Origin of the sequence: Psychrobacter sp. UBA6291 (genome assembly GCF_002439405.1) — a bacterium.
GTDB lineage: Bacteria > Pseudomonadota > Gammaproteobacteria > Pseudomonadales > Moraxellaceae > Psychrobacter > Psychrobacter faecalis.
The window spans coordinates 14,009-34,963 of the sequence record NZ_DJUD01000075.1 but is presented as its reverse complement, the minus strand read 5'-3'; the positions used below and the strand labels follow the sequence as shown (position 1 = coordinate 34,963).

The window sequence follows — 20,955 nt, the reverse complement described above, 5'->3', positions numbered from 1 at the left end:
ATTAAAAATTATTCTGCATGTTCCATACACAACGTAGCATATGGCAGTGCTTTTAAGCGTTGCGCTTCAATTTGTTTGCCGCACACTTCACATTCACCGTAAGTACCGTTTTCAATACGGCTTAGCGCGTTTTCGACGTAGATAAGGCTTTGACGCGCTTCATCCATCAAGCTTGCGCGCATGTCGTTTTGACGGTATGAGATGGCCTGATCTTCCCAATGTTCATTGAGGTCGTCTTGCGGGTTTTGAATATGGTCTTCGATTTTATCAATGCGAGTTTCATATTCTTCCTTTAGGTTTAGCAGGTCTTGTTTGGCAGTTTCAATATCAATACTCATAATTTTCTCCTGAGAGCTTGTTTTTATTGTTAGGTTTATTATTCATTATCATCATAGGTTTTATAATAAGCTGCTTTTCTTATAATGAGCGGTGCTTATCACAAACACGCCTTTATCATAAACAGCCTAATGATGAAGTACCACCACGAAATGTTACTGTTTTTAGTGCATGTGATTACTATTGAAATTTGGCAGTTATATGGATTGATAATCTATAGCGCAAAATTTATCACAGTTCTTTATAAGAGAAGACTAAAAACTGCTAGAATACACCGCTGAAATTCTTGCTTGGACAGTTCTATAACACCAAGTGCGAGAATGACCCATAATATACGTCTTAAAATGACTATTTCGTGAAAACGTTTTGCAGTTAGCAAACAGCCATATTGTAGATTAACCATAGATGATGCATAGGAGCAGGTAATGAATTTTTTGCGTATGAGTGAGCTGAGCTTAGCGGATAAGGTGGTATTGATTCGTGAAGACTTAAATGTGCCTATCAAAGATGGCAAAGTCGCAAGCGATGCGCGCCTGCAAGCCAGTTTGCCTACCATCAAAATGGCGTTAGAAAAAGGCGCGGCGGTGATTGTTTGCTCACACCTTGGACGTCCGACAGAAGGCAGTCCTGAGGCCATCTATTCGCTTGCGCCAGTTGCTGATTATTTAAGCGATAAGCTAGCTGCGCCAGTCAGCTTAAATAAAGACTATCTAACTCAAGGCGTGGCAATCAAGGCAGGCGAAGTCGTGCTGCTAGAAAACGTGCGCTTTAATAACGGCGAGAAGAAAAATGACACAGCGTTGGGGCAAAAATATGCGGATTTGTGCGATGTGTTTGTCATGGATGCTTTTGGCACGGCGCACCGCGCGCAAGCGTCAACCGAAGGCGTGACCCAAGCGATGCATCAAGCGGGCAAAGTTGCTTGCGCTGGACCTTTATTGGCCGCTGAGCTTGATGCCTTAAGTCTTGCGCTTGAAACGCCAGCCCAACCGATGCTGGCAATCGTTGGTGGCTCAAAAGTCTCGACCAAGCTTGAAGTACTGCATAGCTTAGCTGAAGTCTGCTCGCAAATTATCGTTGGCGGCGGTATTGCCAATACTTTTTTGGCAGCGCAAGGTCATAGCGTTGGAGCATCATTATATGAGGCGGAACTGGTCGATACCGCTCGTGATATTATGAGTAAGACTGAGATTTTATTGCCAGAGTATGTGGTCGTGGCCGATAAAAATGAGATTGATTTTGCGGACTTTACCGGCTCATTACAGAAAGCTACCGCTACTATTAAGTCGGTCGATGCCATTGGCGATAATGACATGATTTTAGACATCGCGCCAGAGAGCGCCAAGCAATTAGCGGCTGCTATCATTAAGGCAAAAACCATTTTATGGAATGGACCGGTCGGCGTATTTGAAGTCGATGCTTTTGGTCAAGGTACGCAAATTGTGGCAAACGCGGTTAAAGACAGCCAAGGGTTCTCGATTGCGGGCGGCGGTGACACGTTAGCGGCAATTGATAAATATCAAGTGGCTGATGGGGTTAGCTATATGTCAACGGGCGGCGGCGCTTTTTTGGAATTTGTAGAAGGTAAAGTGTTGCCAGCAGTCGCTGCTTTACAAATCGGCGAGTAATCGTTCTATCGTCATTTATCAATTAAGTAACATTAGACGTACAACTTATTATGAGCATCTGGGGTAGGCTATAAAAATAATAAAGTGACCACCGTGTTTGATTTTATTGTTGTTTGGCCTGTCTGTATGAGAGCTGCAGGATAAAGGTGAGCGTGAAAGGTCACAGCTTATTATTAAGTAGTAATTATTTGTTTCCATACTGAAAATTATGATTGCATGCCCAATTTGTACTCTATAAAATAGCGAAAATCATGTATTTGGCATGCTTTATTTACGAGAGGTTTATTATGTTAAAACGTCATTTGTTACTTGCTAGTGTCCTTGCTGGTACCTTTGCAATTACTGCATGTAGCCAAGAAACACAAGATAAAACGGAAGCTGCTGCTGAGTCTGCTGGTGATGACGCTGCTGCTAACACAGAAGTTGCTATTGCTGAAACCGAAGCCGCTGCTGCTGACGCTGAAGTTGCTGCCCAAAACGCCGGCGCAGAAGTTGCTGAAGGCGCTGAAACAGCTGGTGCTGCTGCGACTGACGCGATAGAAAATACTGGTGAAGCAGTTGTAGTGGGCGCAAATGAAGCCGTTTCTGCTACTGCTGGCGTGGTTGCTGATGGTGCCTCTGCTGTTGAAGAGAAAGCCAGTGAAAACGCAGTAGAAGCAGAACAACAGTACTAATTGATTGCTGATCAGTTATGATTCATTCAAGTTATTTAATTTTAATAATCGACTTGCATGCATAGCGCTATAATCAATAGCGGTCTTATAAGCCTCGAAATACTAAAAAGCTTTGGTGATGACCAAGGCTTTTTGCGTTTTATGCATTGCTAAAAGTAAAGTATGCAATAGCATCATTCATCAATTAAACCAAAGCTGTAACCTCAATACAATCGGTATGCTCAATAAAACCGCAAGCTTAATCGAGCTTAATAATGTGAGCCTAATAAATAGTCGCTCAACCGCTACGAAGCGTGGGCAAAATTTGCTATAATCTGCGCGTGATAATTGCTAGTAAAAATCCTGCATTTTCCCAACTGTTCTATAGTGCTGCTTGTCGATTTACCTACCTTGCAGCGAGGATAGAACACTTGTAATCACCAAATCGTTACAAGTATTTATTTTAAAATCTAATCAGAGAGCGTTTTATGGCCTTAATATCTTTACGTCAACTTTTGGATCATGCCGCTGAGCACAGCTATGGTGTCCCTGCCTTTAACGTCAATAACTTAGAGCAGATGCGTGCCATCATGATGGCGGCCGACGCTTGTGATTCACCTGTCATCGTGCAAGCCAGTGCTGGCGCGCGTAGTTATGCAGGGTCAGCATTTTTACGTCATCTGATTATTGCTGCGATTGAAGAATGGCCGCATATTCCGGTGGTGATGCATCAAGACCATGGCATGTCACCTGCTATTTGCCAGCGCTCAATTCAGCTTGGTTTCTCATCGGTGATGATGGACGGCTCGCTCGGTGAAGACGGTAAAACGCCAATGGATTATGATTATAATGCCAGCGTGACCCGCGAAGTGGTGAAAATGGCCCACGCGTGCGGCGTTTCTGTCGAAGGGGAAATTGGTTGCTTAGGTAGCCTTGAGACCGGCATGGCAGGTGAAGAAGACGGCTCAGGTGCAGAAGGCGTATTGGATCACGAGCAGCTATTGACCAGCGCTGATGAAGCCGAGCAGTTTGTCAAAGACACTAATGTCGATGCGCTAGCGATTGCTATTGGCACCAGTCATGGCGCGTATAAATTTACTCGTCCACCGACAGGCGATATCTTATCGATTGAGCGCGTCAAAGAGATTCATGCGCGTATCCCGAATACTCACTTGGTGATGCATGGTTCGTCGTCAGTACCGCAAGAATGGCTAAAAGTCATCAATGAAAATGGCGGCGATATCGGGGAAACCTATGGTGTACCGGTTGAGCAAATCGTTGAAGCGATTAAGCACGGCGTCCGTAAAGTCAATATTGATACCGATTTACGTTTGGCATCAACGGGCGCGATCCGTAAATTCTTGGCAGAAAACCCTAGCGAATTTGATCCACGTAAATATTTCAAAGCCTCTATGGTTGCGATGTCAGATATCTGTACCAATCGTTTTGAAGCCTTTGGTTCAGCGGGTCAGGCGCATAAAGTTCGTCCAATCAGCCTCGAAGGTATGGTCGATTTTTATAAATAAGCGTGGTTAGCAAAGCAAGCTCATTGAGCCATAACAGCCGCTTATTTTTAGCGCAAATGCTATAAGCAGTTTTTATAGTCAAATCTTATAAAAGGTGGTGGATAATGATTGGATTGATTACGGGGCAGGTGCAATATTTGATGGCGCCGACTGCCTGTGTCATGACTGCCTCTGGCGTAGGCTACGATATAGAGCTGCCGCTGCCGTCATTTTGCCAGTTGCGTCTTAATGAGCAGGCGAGCATTTGGACGCATTTTCACGTGCGTGAAGATGCGCAGCTGCTTTTTGGTTTTATCGATCGTAAAGAGCGCGATGTCTTTCGCCAATTGATTAAAATCAATGGCGTTGGGGCAAAAATGGCGCTGGCGATGCTGTCCGCGATGTCAGCGGCTGAGCTAAAAATGCACGTCGAGCAAGAGTCTGAGACGGCATTAACGCGTATTCCCGGTATCGGTAAAAAGACCGCACAGCGTTTATTGATTGAGCTAAAAGATAAGCTGAAAAATATCGAGGTTGATAATAGCAGTTTAGAATTTGCGCTTCAACCTGCGCCTATGTCTGCTGAAGGCAGTATCATCGCTGAGGTCGAGGGCGCGCTGATTAGCTTGGGTTATAAAGAACGAGAAGCGCAGCAAGCGATTAAAGCAGCGAAAAGTAACGGCGATACCTTTGCCGATACGCAAAGCTTGTTAAAAGCCACTCTGCAACAGCTCTCTGGTTTTTAATTATTTAAACTACGAGTAGCAACAGTACATCTTAATTTTAAACAGATAAGCGACATTGATTGTCGCTTATTTTCGTTTTAGGCTGTGTTTTATTGACTACCTGCTTTATGATGTTTTGCATGACTTATGCGCAGCGTTTGGTTATGCTGTTTATGATTTAGTCTTTTAAAAATAATGATTTTAATAAAATGATAAAACCTATGATGCAAGATCGTTTGATTAATCCGTTAGAAGGGGCAGGTGATGCGCCTGACTCTAATATTCGACCGGCATTATTGGCTGAATATATCGGTCAGCCGGTGGTGCGTGAGCAAATGGAAGTGTTTATTGGCGCGGCACGTGGTCGCGACGAGGCATTAGATCATACTTTGATTTTTGGTCCGCCGGGGCTTGGTAAAACCACACTTGCTAATATTATTGCCCGTGAAATGGGTGGCAATCTGCGTTCTACCTCAGGGCCTGTACTTGAGCGTGCTGGTGATTTGGCCGCCATGCTGACCAATTTAGAAGCGGGCGATGTGCTCTTTATCGATGAGATTCATCGTCTAAGTCCGGTCATTGAAGAAATTCTTTATCCAGCAATGGAAGATTTTCAGCTTGATATTATGATTGGCGAAGGTCCAGCGGCACGTTCTATCAAGCTTGATTTACCGCCGTTTACTTTGGTGGCAGCAACCACACGCGCAGGGCTGCTGACTTCGCCATTGCGAGATCGTTTTGGCATCGTGCAGCGCTTAGAGTTTTATAATATCGCTGATCTGACAACGATTGTTAGCCGTGCGGCGCGTTTGATGCGGGTACCGATGAGCGAAGATGGCGCAGTAGAGATTGCGCGCCGTTCGCGCGGTACGCCAAGGATTGCCAATCGGCTATTACGCCGTGTGCGTGATTATGCCCAAGTTAAAGGTGATGGTAGTATCAATGGCGCGATAGCGGGTAGTGCGCTTGATATGCTTGCCGTAGATAGACGAGGTCTCGACCATTTGGACAGACGCTATATAGAGATATTACACGAGCGTTTTGATGGTGGTCCTGCAGGCGTTGAAGCAATAGCAGCAGCAATGGCCGAAGATCGCGGTACGCTTGAGGATGTGATTGAACCATATTTAATACAACAAGGTTATGTGCTGCGTACGGCGCGTGGTCGGGTATTGACGCAGATGGCGATTGACCAGATGTTGTAGGATAGTCAGTTCGAAACGCACGAAGCGTGTCTTTAATAGCATGGTGCGGGTATCAATTTTCTTCGCTTGCTATGTGCTTTGCATTCCAGAGGCTTTGAAAAACTCATACCTGCAGCCACGCATTTATTTCAAAATAAATGAACCATATTAAAACTATAAAAGCGTTTACCTTTAATTGTGAGATTAAAGGTAAACGCTTTTTCATACTGCAGTTTTTTAAATTAAGCTTTAGGTAAAGCTTCAGGCCATATCTTCCCTGGATTTAAAATGTTTTTAGGGTCAAGGGCTGACTTAATCGCTTGCATCAGCAATAAGGCATTACCATGCTCTTGCTGCATATATTTTTGCTTACCTTGTCCAATACCGTGCTCGCCGGTACAGGTACCATCCATCTCAATCGCACGCGAGGCAAGGCGGCTGATAATACCGTCAGCGGTAGCGACTTCTTCAGGGTTATTGGTATCGACCAATAATAAAACATGAAAATTACCATCGCCGACGTGACCGACGATAGGTCCAATCATGCCTGACGCTTTGATATCTTTTGCCGTAGCGCTGACACATTCTGCCAAGCGTGAAATGGGCACGCAGGCATCAGTCGATAGAGCGCTGGCTTCAGGTCGTAGGGCAGAGCTGGCGTGATAGGCGTTATGGCGCGCTTGCCACAGACGTTTACGCTCGGCTTCGTTGGTATCCCAAGCAAAATCTGTACCGCCGAACTCTTCGATGATGTCGGTAAAGATTTGCGCTTGCTCGGCGACGCTGGCTTCTGTGCCATGAAATTCTACAAATAGCGTAGGCGTTTCTGTTAAATTCAAATTGGCATATTGGTTACACGCTTTGATTTGCATGGCGTCGAGCAGCTCGATACGGGCAATTGGCAAGCACATTTGAATAGTCAACATCACTGCCTGACAAGCATACTCAATCGTTGGGAAATGGCAGATACCGCTACCAATACACTCGCTAATACCAAATAGTTTAAGCGTAACCTCGGTGACAATACCAAGCGTACCTTCTGAGCCTACCATTAAGCGCGTCAAGTCATAACCGGCGGCAGATTTTTTGGCACGTGTGCCGGTGCGCACAATGTCTCCGCTGGCGGTCACCAATTCAAGGGCAAGTACCACATCTTTCATGGTGCCATAACGGACGGCATTGGTGCCTGAAGCACGGGTCGCGACCATGCCGCCGATACTGGCATTGGCACCGGGGTCTATTGGAAAAAACAAGCCAGTATCGCGTAAATAATGATTGAGCTGCTCACGTGTGACCCCAGGTTGTACGGTAACGGTCAGGTCTTCATTGTTAACCTGTAATATCGCATTCATGGCATGCATATCGATACATAAACCGCCATAGGGAGCGTTCAATTGGCCCTCTAAAGATGAGCCAATACCAAAGGCAATGACTGGCATCTGATACTGATTGCAAATCTCAACCGCTGCAGCGACTTCGTGTTTATCCTGAACGGTCAATACCGCGTCGGGTGGCTGGTTAGCAAGCCAGGTCATGGTATGACCATGCTGTTCACGTACAGTGGTATTGGTGCTAAGTTGTTTGCCAAAGCGTGTTTGCAAAGCGGCAATAGCGTCACTATGGTCTGATTTAATTAAATCATGAGATTTGGAAGGCGATATAGATGATATGGTCGACATAGGTAAATTCTCCATATAAGACGTATATTTACTGGGTAAACGACATGCTAAATAAGATAAAAAGTTAAGCTCTAATGCATTTTAATTGTCGTTAAAGGGCAATTAAAATGCATTAGAGCTTATTCAAGTGCGATTTTTTGATAGTAATTAACGGATATTTTTTCGTTAAAAATTAATAGTCTAAGCTAAAACCCGCCAAATAACGACGATAATGGCTAATAGATAAAAGATAGGCGCAAACCAACCGACTTGGGTGGCGATAGCAATAAATACTGCAAAACCTGATAGCGCTAACCAATCGCGGCGACGGTCGTTTAACATATCGGCGCGAATTTGCTGGATTTCTCGTAGTTGACTGTCTTGGCGCGAGCCTTGGGAAGCAAGACTTTGCAATCCTTGATCTAGTAGCTTAGGAATATCCGTCGTGGATAATAAAATCTCTGGCAACTGCTGACGCAGATGTTGTAAATTACGCATCGGATCGAGCTGCTCTTTAATCCAGCCACTTAAAATGGGCTTAGCAAGTGACCAAATATCAAGCTCAGGGTATAAGTCGCGACCAAGTCCCTCGACATGCACCAAGGTTTTCAGTAGCAGCATGAGTTGTGGCGGGATACTCATATGATGGCGACGGGCGATATCTAAAATCTGCATCAACACACCAGCAAAGTCGATATCATTAATGGATTTTTGTAGCATCGGACCGACAGTGCGTTTCATATCACGCATGAGTGCATGCTTATCGGTATTGGGCGGTATCCAGCCAGCTCTACTGACGATATCAACCATCGCCGTAAAGTTATTGTTCATTACCGCCAACAGCATGCGCGCGACGATAAGCTGGTCGTCTTTTGATAGCGTACCCATAATGGCACAATCAAGCCCGATATAGCGTGGCTCATGACCCAAATTGACCGCTGTCATATCTGTCGTGAGTATTTTAACCGGCGGCGTTTCTACAAAGACATTACCCGGATGCATATCGGCATGAAAAAAGTTATCGCGAAATACTTGGGTAAAAAATATCGTTAAGCCTTTTTCTGCTAGTGTCGCACGGTCATAACCAAGCTTATCAAACACCTCAACTTGTGAGATAGGAACGCCTTGAATACGCTCCATGACCATGACGTTTTTGGCAGCGTCATAGACTTCAGGCACATACATCAGTGCTGAACCTAAGAAGTTATTGCGCATCTGCGTGGTATTGTCCGCTTCCAAGGTTAAATCTAATTCATTAAGCATCACTTGGCGATAGTCTTCGACAATATCAACAATGTGAATCGCGCGCGCCGCTTCGATACGCGCCGATGCCCAATTGGCAAGCTCACGCAGTAGCTCAAAGTCTGCCACGATAGTGGTGCGAATATCAGGGCGAACCACTTTCACTACTACCTCACGACCATCGTGCAGAGCCGCCGTATGTACTTGAGCGATAGAGGCTGCTGCTAATGGTTTAACATCAAAGCGTGCAAATAGCGTAGCGATAGATTGACCCAAACCATGTTTTGGGTCTTGGATTTGGGCAATAGCAACGTCAGAGTCAAAAGGCTTGACCTTGTCTTGTAGCTGCACTAATTGCTCGATAATCTCAGGCGGCACCAAATCGCGGCGCGTCGAGAGCAGTTGTCCCAGTTTTAAAAATAATGTCCCCATGTCCTCAAGCGCGTATTTAATGGCATTAGGCTGATGTCTTTTACCCCAAGCTGCCGGATGTAAACGGATTAAACGCGCTAACGGTTGCAGCTGCGGCGCTTCTTCGACAGACAGATGGGTATCAATGCGATAAGCGGCGGCAATACGCCAAAGTTCAAGCAAGCGGGCGCGATGGGATAGTAGCATGAGATAGGGTTACTCTAAAAAGTCGAAAATAGGGCAGAGTCTATGCCTATGTGTGATGAACGTTTAGACAGTCATAGACTCTATTTATTATTATCTATGATTGGTTAAACGTGCTTGCTCATCTTTGATAGCGGCAAGCTTGGCTTCTTCACGTTCGATATCCGCACGCAGTTTTAATAACTGCTGCTTTAGATCATTGACTTCGGCGGCTTCCATCGGGTCAGGAGTAACATTACCCGCTACGTCATTGGCCCAGTCGCTGACATCGTTAAAGGCGCGTTTGGCATTATGACGCCAGCTGCCTTTTAGTTGTGATATCAGCAAATGAAGTTGACTGGCCATCGGTTTCCCAATAAACGGTTCAAGCTGGCCGGCGATATCAGGATCAAACCCTGCAACCAGCTGCTTAAGTTGCATCAGCACTTTGTAATCACCAGCAATCGGTAAGTTGCCTTCTGTGCCGCGCATAAGATTCAGCAGCTGCGCAGGATTATCAACGGTAATGATACAGTCTGGTCGACTATGGCCAAGTCGCGAACGCTCTAGGCTGGCCTGTTGGCGCTCATTCATACTGCCGCTTGGTTCAAACACGCCTTCTGTCATGACGGGCTCAAAGCGCAAACGATCTTCGGTAAATAAAACGTCTAGATTAATCTCAGGCATGCCCATATTGAGACGCAGCACTTTGCCCGCAAGCGGCGCTAGCCCAGCTTTGGTAATCTCATCGCTGGCAATGGCGATATTAATAAACTTTTCGGCACCTGCCAAAAGTAACACAGTCAGCATAAGGCCCTCACAATGTTTGGTTGAGCGCCATAAGCGCGGCGCATATTTCAATATTGGCTGTTATAACGATGTAAACGCCTGCTCAACGACAGACGTTTTTGTATTATAAAAAGCGTGTTTATCTAAGCAGCTTTTGAAAAGCGCTAAAGCTATTCTTTTTCTAAAACTGTGCTTTTCTAAAACTGTGATTTTTTAAAACTAAGCTTTAAAGCCGCGATGCACTGCAACGATACCAGCGGTCAAGTTATGATAATCACAATTCTCAAAGCCTGCTTGCTGCATCATCTGCTTAAGTGTTTGCTGATCAGGGTGCATACGAATTGATTCTGCCAGATACTGATAGCTCTCAGAGTCATTGGCAACCAACTTACCCATAATCGGCAACGCCGTAAATGAATACAAATCATAAGCTTTAGATAATGGCTCAAACACGGGTTTTGAGAATTCTAAAATCAATAAACGACCGCCTGGCTTGAGGACGCGATACATAGATTTTAGCGCCGCATCTTTGTCTGTGACGTTACGCAGACCAAAGCTGATAGTCACCAAATCAAAGCTTTCATCATCAAATGGCGCCAAAGTTTCAGCGTTTGCTAAGACGAAATCAACGTTATTACAGCCGGCATTGATGAGGCGTTCGCGGCCAACTTCTAGCATCGCTGCATTGATATCTGATAATACCACATGGCCGTTGCGACCCACTTCACGGCTAAATACTTTGGCCAAATCACCCGTACCACCAGCGATATCGAGCACCTGCTGACCGGCGCGTACACCCGATAAGCTAATCGCATAACGCTTCCATAAGCGATGAATACCAAACGACATTAAGTCATTCATGATGTCGTATTTTTTGGCAACTGAGGTGAAAACATCGGCAACGCGCGCTTGTTTTTCTGCTTTATTGACCGTTTTATAGCCAAAATGCGTTTGCTCATTACCATCGGTATCAGGCGTATGTGGATTATTGATGTCATCACGTTGGTTAAATAGCGTTTGTTTGGCCGTTTGTGCGTGCGTAGCAGTAGGATTGGCGCTGTTATTTATGGTGTTTGGCATAGTCGTTTGTTGACCTTGTGGGGTTCCGGTTGGTAAGTCTTGTACTTGGGTGAAGTCATTATTATTGCTGCTATCAGCTGCAGTATTGGCATTCAGCGTCGTACTAGCGCTTTGGTTTTGACGCGCTTTTACTTGCGCGGTGATGCTTTGATTATGAGCAATACTATCTTTAACCAATTTATCTTGCAGATGACCATGAGAAGTAGGGTTATCAGTATGGGATTGATCGGCTTGGCTAGGGTTGTTATTTGAGTTATCAGTCATACGATTATCCTATTATTTGTTTTTATGATGGCGCATTTAAGCGTTGTTTGCATAGGGTTTAAACACCGATTGCATACGGTTTAAACCCTATTTAAGCACTATAGCGGTCAGTTAGCCACGGGCATTATTGACCTTATCATACACCAAACGCTACTGCCTTACCGCCATTATTGGTGTCATGAACTTCGTCAATAATCTCAAGCTCGCGCTCACAAAACGGTTCAATAAAGCTGCTGACACTTTTTAGCGGTTTCATCGCTTTAAAGCCTGAATCGATAAAGTCGTAAAGCGGCTGGAAGTTATGGCGATAAGCCGTTCCTTTTGCGAGACCAAAGGCTTTTTTGAGCATGAATGAATTCAAATCTTTATCGGTACGGTAGCAGACCTCTTTTAGATTATTAATCTGCATGCGGCGCTCATTGGCCTCATCGACTGCGCGGTAAGCGGCGAGCATATTCTCTTCATTGACTGCTAAATCTTGCGCAACCAACCACTCGGCCAAATGTAAATCCAGCTCAATGGCCAAGATAGACGCTTGAATGCCCATGCTGCCCGCTTCTAAAGAAGCTTCTTTAGCAAGGCGTTCAAGTTTTTTGGCTTTGGGTAAGATACGATCTAACTGCTCTGCCAATACTTTAAATTCATCACCACCGTATAGCTGGGTTAAAAAATACTCTGCCATCGGTTTGTTTTTTGGTTGTTCAAACAGCGCGCTATGGGTATGCTTAATACGTGCCTGTTGCCATGCTTGCACTTCTTTGAGCTTGGTATTTAAGGCAGCATCTTTATGGTGTGGCAGCGCCCAAAAACGGTTTAAGTGCTGTTGTAAATTGGCTAACGCAGACATGGCAGGTAATCCTATAAAAAGTAAAAATGGCAATAAAATTGCTAATAAAAGAGTGGAAATGATACTAAATTCTTATCTTTGTGGGCAGCTATTAAAGCATGCGCGCAAGATTTTGTTCACCTTAAAAGAAAATACCACAGAATACAAATGCCAAACTGTTACATAGCAGGGTTATTTACTGGTTTTACGCAATGCTATGATTCACTATATAAATAAGACAGCTTATAAAAACTACAAATAAGAGATGTATAAAAATTATCTAACAATAAAGCGAGTATGGACATGAGCAAAAAAAATAAATCGACTGAAAGCCAAGCGCCAGAAGCGGTAAGTGACCAGTTTAGTAAGCAAGTCGTTGAGCAGCGTTTGACGCCCAATCCGTTAAATATCTTTGCTATGGACAAAGATACATTGCGCTTGGCGTTAGTCACCGCTCAGTTTGCCCTACGCGCCACGCGGCAGCAAACACCGCCGACTACCAATAAACCAACTGGGCTCTTGGTGTTGGTCAACGGCATGGAGCAAGCGGGCAAGGGCACCGCAGTCACCCAGCTGCGGCAATGGGTTGACCCGCGCTTACTCAAGGTTGAGGCGACTATCGGAGATTGTCCCTTAGAGCATCAGCCGATATGGCAAGCGCATACCAAAGCGCTGCCGCGGCATGGCGATGTGATGGTGTATTTTGGCAACTGGTATGCCGACTTACTCTATAACGTCATGCGCATGGCGACCTTAGATGACAATGAAGATGATGACGATAAGGTGAAAAAAAGTGAAGATAAGAATAATAAGACGCTGAAAAATAACGCCTTGCCTATTGGCCAATGGCAAAACTATTTAAAGAAAGAACTCACCAAACTACAAGCCTTTGAACAAGACCTTGCTGCTAATCAAACCAAGTTGCTTAAATGTTGGTTTCATGTCGATATCGAAACCTTGCAGGCGCGCCTAAATGACGATGAAGCTGATCCAGAGTTTTTATATCAAATCGATTGGAAAAGTAAACAGGTCGTCGATACTTTTAATAAGGTAGCAACCGCGCTATTACGCCAGCAGAATGACTGGATTATTATCAATGGTGATGATAAATCAGAGGCTGCCACTCATTTTTGTCATGAAGTATTGCAGGCGATGCAAAAGGCGCTAGTAAGCAGTAAAGTAGAAAGTCAGAATATAAAAGAAGCAGCAAAACTCGAGCCTGTAGCAGTCCCTAAAACTTTGATAAATGTTGACGATACCGAGATAGAGAAATCTGACTATCATAAAGCGCTTGCTGACAAGCAAGCACACCTTGCCAAATTGCTGCGGGCGCGTCAGGGGCGGCATGTGGTCTTTGCCTTTGAAGGAATGGACGCGGCTGGCAAAGGCGGCGCGATCAAAAGACTGGTTGCGCCACTCGATCCGCGCGAATATCAGATTTATAATATTGGCGCACCGATGTTATATGAATTGCAGCATCCTTATTTATGGCGTTTTTGGACCAAACTGCCCAATGAGCAAATCGATCGTATCAGCCGTATCGCCATCTTTGACCGTACGTGGTATGGGCGCGTATTGGTCGAACGTATCGAGGGCTTTGCGACTGACGCAGAATGGCAGCGCGCTTATGACGAAATCAATCGTTTTGAAGCAGATTTGGTCGCTGCTGGCACGATAGTTATCAAATATTGGCTCGCTATTGATAAAGGGGAGCAACTCAAACGCTTTGAGGCGCGCGAAGAGACGCCGCATAAACAGTTTAAACTGACCGATGATGATTGGCGTAATCGTGATAAATGGGTGGATTATGTGCAATCGGCAGCTGATATGTTGGCACGTACCAATACCAAGGATGCACCTTGGGCAATCATCGCGACTAATGAAAAGCGTCAAGCGCGCCTAGAGGTATTAGACCACGCTATTAAACAGCTATCCGCGGCATTGTCTATCACTGCTGATACTAAATAAATGGATGATAAGTGATGGCTCGTATTGAATAGTAATAGTGATAAAGGCTTTATACGAGTTTAAAAGTTAATATTATTTTTTATTTGAAGTCTTAGGAAAAATTAACAACATTTTTCTACTAAATAAGCAGCTTTTTTGAGTGATATATTCAAAGTTACAAATCTCGTAATATCATCATGCAATCTGTGTCTATATTTAATATAATAGGCGCGTAATAACTTCTGCCTGCTCACAAAATAGCTGCACAGTCAGAGATGGTATTTATCCTATAAATATTTTAATTATTAACAACAGATTTTTTATAACCAACGCTATCACTATAAAACCTAAGCCGCAAGCTGCTGTAATCGAACGATTTGGCAAGACTACTTGCGGCTTTATGGCATTTTGTGGCTTAGGTTTTTCGCTGATAGGTGGGCAAGCTTGCGCGTAAATATTTACAAGCACGCAGAGCTATCAGGACAATATAGAGCGCAGTAGATAGTAACTTTTTATAACCCTATTTTCAAATTCGTACATTCAAAACAGTATTTCGAGAAACATATTCAAAACAGTATGACAAAACCACGTTGCGGACACGCTATCATGATGTTGGGTGGTAAAAACGACACCATCAATAGCGCCGCAATGGCATCAATCACCTATAATTTCAATCAGCTTACGCAGGACGTATCAACGTATGGGTATTAGCAGCAGTTCTACAGGACCAACCAAAGCAGTCGGTTCTATGAGAATCAATCTATTTTTTGCCATTTTACTGATTGCGATGACCGCTTACTTTTTATGGTGGGGTCTAGATTACACCATGCATCAGCAGACGACGCTATTTATCGTAGCGACGGCTTTTGGTGTGTTTATGGCATTCAATATCGGCGGTAACGACGTCGCCAACTCCTTCGGTACTTCGGTGGGCGCAGGGACGTTGACGATTCCGCAAGCTTTGGGTATCGCCGCGATATTTGAAGTGTCGGGCGCGGTACTGGCAGGCGGTGAAGTCACCGATACCATTCGCAGCGGCATCGTTGACTTAGATGGTTTATCGGTTTCACCCAACCAGTTTATTTATGTCATGCTCTCAGCGCTTATCGCGGCAGCATTTTGGCTGTTGTTTGCCACTAAAAAAGGTCTGCCCGTTTCGACCACCCATGCCATTATCGGTGGCGTCGTTGGTAGCTCCATAGTGCTTGGTATCTCTTTAGGTGGTACCGACATGGCACTATCGACCGTCGATTGGGGTACGATTGGAACAATTGCCATCTCTTGGGTCATCTCACCCGTGTTAGGCGGCGTATTTTCTTACCTTTTATATGGTCAAATTAAGAAAAAAATCATTGAATATAATGATCGAACCGAAGCGCATATTGCGACGCTAAAAGACGATAAAAAAACCGTCAAGCAAAACCATAAAGAGTATCTAGAAAGTCTAACCGAGTCAGAGCAATTGGCGTATACCTCAGCGATGCTGCGCGATCAAGAAATCTATAAAGATGATGATTGTGACATCGAGGATTTAGAAACCGATTATTACAAACAGCTTTATAAGATTGAGCACGAACGTAGCAACCTTGATACCCTAAAAGCCCTTAAACAATGGGTACCGCTCATCGCTGGCGCAGGCGGCGCGGTCATGACTTCGTTGGTGGTGTTCAAAGGCTTAAAGAACGTCAACAGCAATATGACAACGATTCAAGGCTTTTTTATCATGGGTATGATAGCGGCGCTGGTGTGGCTTGCGACCTTTATTTATACCAAAAGTATCCGCGGCAAGCATAAAGAAGATTTGACCAAAGCGACGTTTATTATGTTTAGCTGGATGCAGGTCTTTACTGCTTCTGCCTTTGCTTTTAGTCATGGTTCAAACGATATTGCCAACGCCGTCGGTCCTTTTGCCGCGATTATGGACGTTATCCGTACCAATAGCATAGCGACCGAGGCTGCCGTGCCGCCGGCGGTGATGTTGACCTTTGGTGTGGCGCTTATCGTTGGCCTTTGGTTTATCGGTAAAGAAGTCATTCAAACTGTTGGTACCAATCTAGCAAAAATGCATCCAGCTTCAGGCTTTTCAGCGGAATTGGCTGCGGCTGCCGTCGTCATGGGCGCATCGACCATGGGTCTGCCCGTATCCAGTACGCATACGCTGGTTGGTGCAGTACTTGGCATCGGTATCGTTAATCGTGATACCAATTGGGCGCTGATGAAGCCTATCGGTTTGGCATGGGTAATTACCCTGCCTGCGGCGGCTTCGATGTCGGCTATCAGCTATCTGTTATTAAGTAATATTTTTTAAATAAAAGTTCTATTGTTTTTTATTATAGTGTTTTATTAAAGAATAAAAAACGCTTATCGGCAGCTGCTGATAAGCGTTTTTTTATACAAGTTTGAATGATTACTCGGTACCAAACTGCTTACGTTTTTTGGCAAAGAAGCGGTCCAATCTATCCATGGCATCTTCTAAATCATGCAGATTGGGCAAAAACACCAAGCGGAAGTGGTCAGGTGCATCCCAATTAAAACCGGTCCCTTGTACCATTAAGACGTTTTCTTCTATCAATAAATCCATCATAAACTGCATATCGTCTTTGATAGGATAAACCTCAGGGTCCATCTTTGGAAAGCAATAAAACGCCCCTTGCGGCATGGTGCAAGAAATACCTTTTATTGCGTTAAGACGTGAAACGGCCAGTTCGCGCTGCTTTGATAGCCGTCCTGATTTTGAAGTGAGCTCTTTCATACTTTGATAGCCGCCCATTGCTGTTTGAATGGCATATTGACCTTGAACGTTAGAACATAGGCGCATAGACGCCAGCATATCTAAGCCTTCGATAAAGTCGGCAGCATGGTCTTTTTTACCCGACACCATCATCCAACCAGCACGGAAACCGGCGATGCGGTGCGACTTTGATAAGCCGTTATAAGACAGCACCAGTACATCATCGGTCAAGGTGCTCATCGGCGTATGCGTCATGTCATCATAAAGAATACGGTCATAAATCTCATCGGCCATGATAATTAAATCATGCTCTTTGGCGACTTCGATAATTTGCAATAATACTTCATCACTATACAGCGCGCCCGTTGGATTATTGGGGTTGATCACCACAATACCTTTGGTTTTGGGCGTAATTTTAGACTTGATATCTTCGATATCTGGATGCCAATTGTCGTCTTCATTACAGCGATAATGTACCGCTGTACCGCCTGCCAAATTGGCCGCTGCTGTCCAAAGCGGGTAGTCGGGCATTGGAACCAGCACCTCATCGCCATCGTTCATGAGTGCTTGCATGGTCATCACAATCAGCTCAGAGACACCATTACCCAAATATACATCGCGCACATCGACAGCCGATAGCAGACCTTTTGATTGATAATATTGCAAGACCGCTTTACGTGCCGCAAAAATCCCTTGCGAGTCCGAGTATCCTGTCGCTTCTGGCAGGTTCATCGCTACATCGCGCAAAATCTCGTGCGGTGCTTCAAGGCCAAACGGCGCAGGGTTGCCAATATTCAGCTTTAAAATACGCTTACCTTCAGCTTCCATTTTATTGGCTGTTTGCAAAAGTGGACCACGAATATCGTAGCAAACGTTTTGTAATTTATCGGATTTTTTAATTGGATTCATAGAGTGACCACTTATCGGGTTGGGTTGTAAATTTGCGGTAGAAGTAGGGGATACGCTTTGCTGCCTAGGCGTTTCGTTTTTATTATGATTATTGGTTTTATTATAAGAATTGATAGGTTGATTTGAATTAGCAACGCTATCCATGTCGTTTTGCAAATCGCCACGTAATAAATAGCCTTCACTACAGCCTAAGATACGCGCTAGGGTCGGCAGCTTCGATGACACGATGCCATTGGTGCCGCGCTCCCAATTAGAAATCGCACCACGACTCACCTTGGCACCTGCTGCCGTCATCGCCTGCGCCAATTGCTCGGCGGTCATGCCTTTATCGCGGCGCAGTTGTACCAGTCGTTCGGCTTGCGTGCTTTGAGAAGTTTGGGAAAATTCGCTATCAGCCATTGTTGTTTAAGCCTTTTATTAAAGATAATCTATTCCTAATGCAAGATATTATTGCATAAACTTTATTAATGCAAGTCTAAAGGCAGCTTTTTTATAAAGTTATTTAAATTTAATATTCGATGCAAGAATAACTTGCAATCTATCGTGATTTTTCAGCAATGAAAAAATGAGCCAAATGCTCGTTTAATAAAATTACAACTTTAATGATTGAGGCGGCAGCGTAATTTGCTATATTTTATCTTTCTATCTCTAATGTTATTTCTTTAAACCTGAAACTTTACACTGCTAGATTGAGGACTTTTATAGTCACTACCTTGAATAGTCAGACAATCAGCAGCAGATAAAGCCTAGCGTTTTTATAAAAACGTACGATAAATTGGTCAGTAACTGACACACCGCAAATGAGATAACCAATCATTTAATAAGGATAAAAGATGCAAGACAATCAATTAAGCAAAGAAGAAATCAGCCAATTGACCGACGCAGATTGGAAAGCGCGCCTCACTGCCGATGAGTATCACGTCATGCGCGAGAAGGGCACAGAGCGCCCATTTACTGGCGTTTATAACGACGTCAATGATAAAGGTATCTACCGCTGTAAAGGCTGCGGTGCCAGCTTGTTTGAGTCGGACAATAAGTTTGACGCCGGTTGCGGCTGGCCAAGCTTCGATCAGAGTATCGATAATAGCGCTATCGATGAGCACGAAGACAATTCACTTGGCATGCGCCGTACCGAAGTGACGTGTAGCAATTGCGGCGCGCATTTGGGACACGTATTCCCTGATGGTCCACGTGAGACCACCGGTATGCGCTACTGTATCAACTCAGTGTCTATCGATTTGGATAAAGCTGAATAATAAGTATTAATATAATTAATGTTTTAGCCAAAGTTGGCATGATAAAAGGGAAGTACGCAGTGCTTCCTTTTTTCTTATCAGTACGCATGTTAATAGTAAAAATAATAAAACAATCAATTTAAGGATGAATCATGAGCACTATTTACGATTTTACCGCTGAATGTATGGATGGCACCTCGCAAGCCTTTGCTGACTATAAAGGCAAAGTATTATTAATCGTCAATACCGCCAGCAAATGTGGCTTTACGCCACAGTTTGAAGGCCTAGAGGCGCTGTATCAACAATATAAAGAGCAAGGATTGGTGGTGATTGGCTTTCCTTGTAATCAGTTTGGCGCGCAAGACCCCGGTACTAACGAGGAGATTGGCGCGTTTTGCCAAAAAAATTACGGCGTCAGCTTTCCAATGATGGCAAAAATTGATGTCAATGGTAAAGACGCCCATCCGATTTTTGATTGGCTTAAAGACCAAAAAGGCGGGCTGCTGATAGATGGTATCAAATGGAATTTTACTAAGTTTTTGATTGGCACCGATGGGCAAGTGATTGACCGTTATGCGCCAACCACCAAGCCTGATGCCTTAAAAGCAGATATCGAACAAGCATTGGCGGCCAAATAAATAATAAGCTAGAGAAATTATTGGTTTTATATAAAATATAAAGCCAATAAAAACATAGGTTTGCATAAATTGCCGCTAAATTAGGAAAAAATACGCAAGAAAAAGGCAAATAGGGTTTGACAGCCATGTGTAAATCTATATAATACACACCCACAGAGCGAGGCTTTAGTTAGTTCTCTTCTGTTGAAAGTTATTCAAAGGGTGACAGCTTTGATTGTTAAAGCTTTCAGGAAATCCTATTTAAAGGATTTCCCTTGCAAAGCTAAAATTGCAGTGCAATTTTTTAACGCTTCTCAGGGTGATTAGCTCAGTTGGTAGAGCGTCTGCCTTACACGCAGAATGTCGGCGGTTCGAATCCGTCATCACCCACCACTCATTTAGCGAGTGGGTCTTTTAGAAGACGACATGCTAAAGACGACCTAAGCAGCGGTAGTTCAGTTGGTTAGAATACCGGCCTGTCACGCCGGGGGTCGCGGGTTCGAGTCCCGTCCGCTGCGCCATATTTAAAACGAATTTGAACTGTAAAGTTTAAGCAAGTTTCGCCTCAAACATTAGATTGTTTGAGGTTTTTTTGTGTCTGAAAATCCCCTTAAAGCCTTTATCTGTAAGGGTTGGTTATTCTTTCTTTATCAACCCTTAAGAAGTAGTCCACTCTTTAATAATGTATTTTCTATAAGTCTACATACATGCACTCTGCTTCTTGAAAATCGGTGACCAAGTACTCGGTGACCAAACGGTGACCATTTAGTGACCAAGGTTATTAAAATTGGGATGTGGCAACTGCACACTACATTCTATATTTATTAACAAGCTCAGTAATTTAAAATTTAAACTAAGCTCGAAATAAAGATGGAAAGCTTTCTGTCCATTTACCTGTAATTAATTTGTCAGTCTCGATGCAAAATGGTATAGCCCATAATCTCAATTTTTCTGATAAACAAAAACATTCCAGAGGTATTTCAAACTTATTTGTGATCACTGTCACGTGGCATCGATGGGTACATTCCATTC

At 44.2% G+C, this 20,955-nt stretch carries 16 protein-coding genes and 2 tRNA genes; 11 read left to right on the top strand and 7 right to left on the bottom strand.

Going from position 1 to position 20,955, the window contains the following annotated elements; genetic code table 11:
• Positions 1-8: 8 nt before the first annotated feature.
• Complete coding sequence (locus B3R91_RS12935; RefSeq protein WP_144297721.1) at positions 9-338, bottom strand: TraR/DksA family transcriptional regulator; 330 nt, start codon at positions 336-338, stop codon at positions 9-11.
• Positions 339-761: 423 nt separating this feature from the next.
• On the opposite strand from B3R91_RS12935, the gene B3R91_RS12930 reads away from it, so the two are divergent.
• The 5 genes from B3R91_RS12930 to ruvB all read left to right on the top strand — a co-directional run bounded on the left by B3R91_RS12930 (position 762) and on the right by ruvB (position 6,052).
• Complete coding sequence (locus tag B3R91_RS12930) at positions 762-1,964, top strand: phosphoglycerate kinase (protein ID WP_286798020.1); 1,203 nt, start codon at positions 762-764, stop codon at positions 1,962-1,964.
• Positions 1,965-2,251: 287 nt separating this feature from the next.
• Entirely contained in the window at positions 2,252-2,638 is a 387-nt protein-coding gene (locus B3R91_RS12925; protein WP_144297719.1) for a hypothetical protein, read from the top strand.
• A gap of 467 nt (positions 2,639-3,105) precedes the next feature.
• Positions 3,106-4,143 carry a class II fructose-bisphosphate aldolase gene (gene fba / locus B3R91_RS12920; RefSeq protein WP_286798018.1) on the top strand — a complete coding sequence of 346 codons (1,038 nt, stop codon included), beginning with the start codon at positions 3,106-3,108 and terminating at the stop codon, positions 4,141-4,143.
• A 104-nt stretch (positions 4,144-4,247) separates the two neighbouring features.
• Positions 4,248-4,868 (top strand): Holliday junction branch migration protein RuvA, encoded by a 621-nt coding sequence (gene ruvA / locus B3R91_RS12915; RefSeq protein ID WP_068404947.1) that lies wholly within the window; start codon positions 4,248-4,250, stop codon positions 4,866-4,868.
• A gap of 203 nt (positions 4,869-5,071) precedes the next feature.
• Positions 5,072-6,052, top strand: coding sequence for a Holliday junction branch migration DNA helicase RuvB (ruvB, locus tag B3R91_RS12910; protein ID WP_201589625.1), 981 nt, complete (start codon positions 5,072-5,074; stop codon positions 6,050-6,052).
• A gap of 221 nt (positions 6,053-6,273) precedes the next feature.
• On the opposite strand, the gene B3R91_RS12905 is transcribed toward ruvB, so the two are convergent.
• From B3R91_RS12905 to B3R91_RS12885, 5 genes are all read right to left on the bottom strand, one after another.
• The gene (locus B3R91_RS12905; RefSeq protein ID WP_286798017.1) at positions 6,274-7,710 is read right to left on the bottom strand and encodes an FAD-binding oxidoreductase; all 1,437 of its coding nucleotides are present in this window, start codon (positions 7,708-7,710) and stop codon (positions 6,274-6,276) included.
• A gap of 180 nt (positions 7,711-7,890) precedes the next feature.
• Positions 7,891-9,549, bottom strand: coding sequence for an ABC1 kinase family protein (locus B3R91_RS12900; protein WP_286798016.1), 1,659 nt, complete (start codon positions 9,547-9,549; stop codon positions 7,891-7,893).
• Positions 9,550-9,639: 90 nt separating this feature from the next.
• Positions 9,640-10,335 carry a ubiquinone biosynthesis accessory factor UbiJ gene (locus B3R91_RS12895; protein WP_286798014.1) on the bottom strand — a complete coding sequence of 232 codons (696 nt, stop codon included), beginning with the start codon at positions 10,333-10,335 and terminating at the stop codon, positions 9,640-9,642.
• A gap of 198 nt (positions 10,336-10,533) precedes the next feature.
• Entirely contained in the window at positions 10,534-11,382 is an 849-nt protein-coding gene (ubiE, locus tag B3R91_RS12890) for a bifunctional demethylmenaquinone methyltransferase/2-methoxy-6-polyprenyl-1,4-benzoquinol methylase UbiE (RefSeq protein WP_369811322.1), read from the bottom strand.
• Between the two features lie 412 nt (positions 11,383-11,794).
• On the bottom strand, positions 11,795-12,505 hold the full coding sequence (locus B3R91_RS12885) for an FFLEELY motif protein (protein ID WP_286798012.1): 711 nt from the start codon (positions 12,503-12,505) through the stop codon (positions 11,795-11,797).
• Positions 12,506-12,787: 282 nt separating this feature from the next.
• On the opposite strand from B3R91_RS12885, the gene B3R91_RS12880 reads away from it, so the two are divergent.
• Together B3R91_RS12880 and B3R91_RS12875 are read left to right on the top strand one after the other, a co-directional pair.
• Positions 12,788-14,452: an ATPase gene (locus B3R91_RS12880; RefSeq protein ID WP_286798011.1), complete on the top strand. Its 1,665-nt coding sequence runs from the start codon at positions 12,788-12,790 to the stop codon at positions 14,450-14,452.
• Between the two features lie 679 nt (positions 14,453-15,131).
• Complete coding sequence (locus B3R91_RS12875; RefSeq protein WP_191692189.1) at positions 15,132-16,739, top strand: inorganic phosphate transporter; 1,608 nt, start codon at positions 15,132-15,134, stop codon at positions 16,737-16,739.
• A 99-nt stretch (positions 16,740-16,838) separates the two neighbouring features.
• Here the strand turns inward: B3R91_RS12875 and B3R91_RS12870 are convergent, their stop codons facing one another.
• Complete coding sequence (locus B3R91_RS12870; protein WP_144297196.1) at positions 16,839-18,470, bottom strand: aminotransferase class I/II-fold pyridoxal phosphate-dependent enzyme; 1,632 nt, start codon at positions 18,468-18,470, stop codon at positions 16,839-16,841.
• A 434-nt stretch (positions 18,471-18,904) separates the two neighbouring features.
• On the opposite strand from B3R91_RS12870, the gene msrB reads away from it, so the two are divergent.
• The 4 genes from msrB to B3R91_RS12850 all read left to right on the top strand — a co-directional run bounded on the left by msrB (position 18,905) and on the right by B3R91_RS12850 (position 20,444).
• Positions 18,905-19,327 (top strand): peptide-methionine (R)-S-oxide reductase MsrB, encoded by a 423-nt coding sequence (msrB, locus tag B3R91_RS12865; protein ID WP_144297195.1) that lies wholly within the window; start codon positions 18,905-18,907, stop codon positions 19,325-19,327.
• A 131-nt stretch (positions 19,328-19,458) separates the two neighbouring features.
• Entirely contained in the window at positions 19,459-19,944 is a 486-nt protein-coding gene (locus tag B3R91_RS12860; RefSeq protein WP_286798007.1) for a glutathione peroxidase, read from the top strand.
• Positions 19,945-20,240: 296 nt separating this feature from the next.
• Positions 20,241-20,316: transfer RNA gene (locus B3R91_RS12855), tRNA-Val, on the top strand.
• Between the two features lie 51 nt (positions 20,317-20,367).
• Positions 20,368-20,444 (top strand) — tRNA-Asp (locus B3R91_RS12850).
• The last annotated feature ends 511 nt before the right edge of the window (positions 20,445-20,955 follow it).

What these genes read in the sequence shown, in the direction of transcription:
- B3R91_RS12935 (WP_144297721.1), bottom strand. Translation starts at nt 338, where the DNA reads ATGAGTATTGATATTGAAACTGCCAAACAAGACCTGCTAAACCTAAAG.
- B3R91_RS12930 (WP_286798020.1), top strand. Translation starts at nt 762, where the DNA reads ATGAATTTTTTGCGTATGAGTGAGCTGAGCTTAGCGGATAAGGTGGTA.
- B3R91_RS12925 (WP_144297719.1), top strand. Translation starts at nt 2,252, where the DNA reads ATGTTAAAACGTCATTTGTTACTTGCTAGTGTCCTTGCTGGTACCTTT.
- fba (WP_286798018.1), top strand. Translation starts at nt 3,106, where the DNA reads ATGGCCTTAATATCTTTACGTCAACTTTTGGATCATGCCGCTGAGCAC.
- ruvA (WP_068404947.1), top strand. Translation starts at nt 4,248, where the DNA reads ATGATTGGATTGATTACGGGGCAGGTGCAATATTTGATGGCGCCGACT.
- ruvB (WP_201589625.1), top strand. Translation starts at nt 5,072, where the DNA reads ATGCAAGATCGTTTGATTAATCCGTTAGAAGGGGCAGGTGATGCGCCT.
- B3R91_RS12905 (WP_286798017.1), bottom strand. Translation starts at nt 7,710, where the DNA reads ATGTCGACCATATCATCTATATCGCCTTCCAAATCTCATGATTTAATT.
- B3R91_RS12900 (WP_286798016.1), bottom strand. Translation starts at nt 9,549, where the DNA reads ATGCTACTATCCCATCGCGCCCGCTTGCTTGAACTTTGGCGTATTGCC.
- B3R91_RS12895 (WP_286798014.1), bottom strand. Translation starts at nt 10,335, where the DNA reads ATGCTGACTGTGTTACTTTTGGCAGGTGCCGAAAAGTTTATTAATATC.
- B3R91_RS12885 (WP_286798012.1), bottom strand. Translation starts at nt 12,505, where the DNA reads ATGTCTGCGTTAGCCAATTTACAACAGCACTTAAACCGTTTTTGGGCG.
- B3R91_RS12880 (WP_286798011.1), top strand. Translation starts at nt 12,788, where the DNA reads ATGAGCAAAAAAAATAAATCGACTGAAAGCCAAGCGCCAGAAGCGGTA.
- B3R91_RS12875 (WP_191692189.1), top strand. Translation starts at nt 15,132, where the DNA reads ATGGGTATTAGCAGCAGTTCTACAGGACCAACCAAAGCAGTCGGTTCT.
- B3R91_RS12870 (WP_144297196.1), bottom strand. Translation starts at nt 18,470, where the DNA reads ATGGCTGATAGCGAATTTTCCCAAACTTCTCAAAGCACGCAAGCCGAA.
- msrB (WP_144297195.1), top strand. Translation starts at nt 18,905, where the DNA reads ATGCAAGACAATCAATTAAGCAAAGAAGAAATCAGCCAATTGACCGAC.
- B3R91_RS12860 (WP_286798007.1), top strand. Translation starts at nt 19,459, where the DNA reads ATGAGCACTATTTACGATTTTACCGCTGAATGTATGGATGGCACCTCG.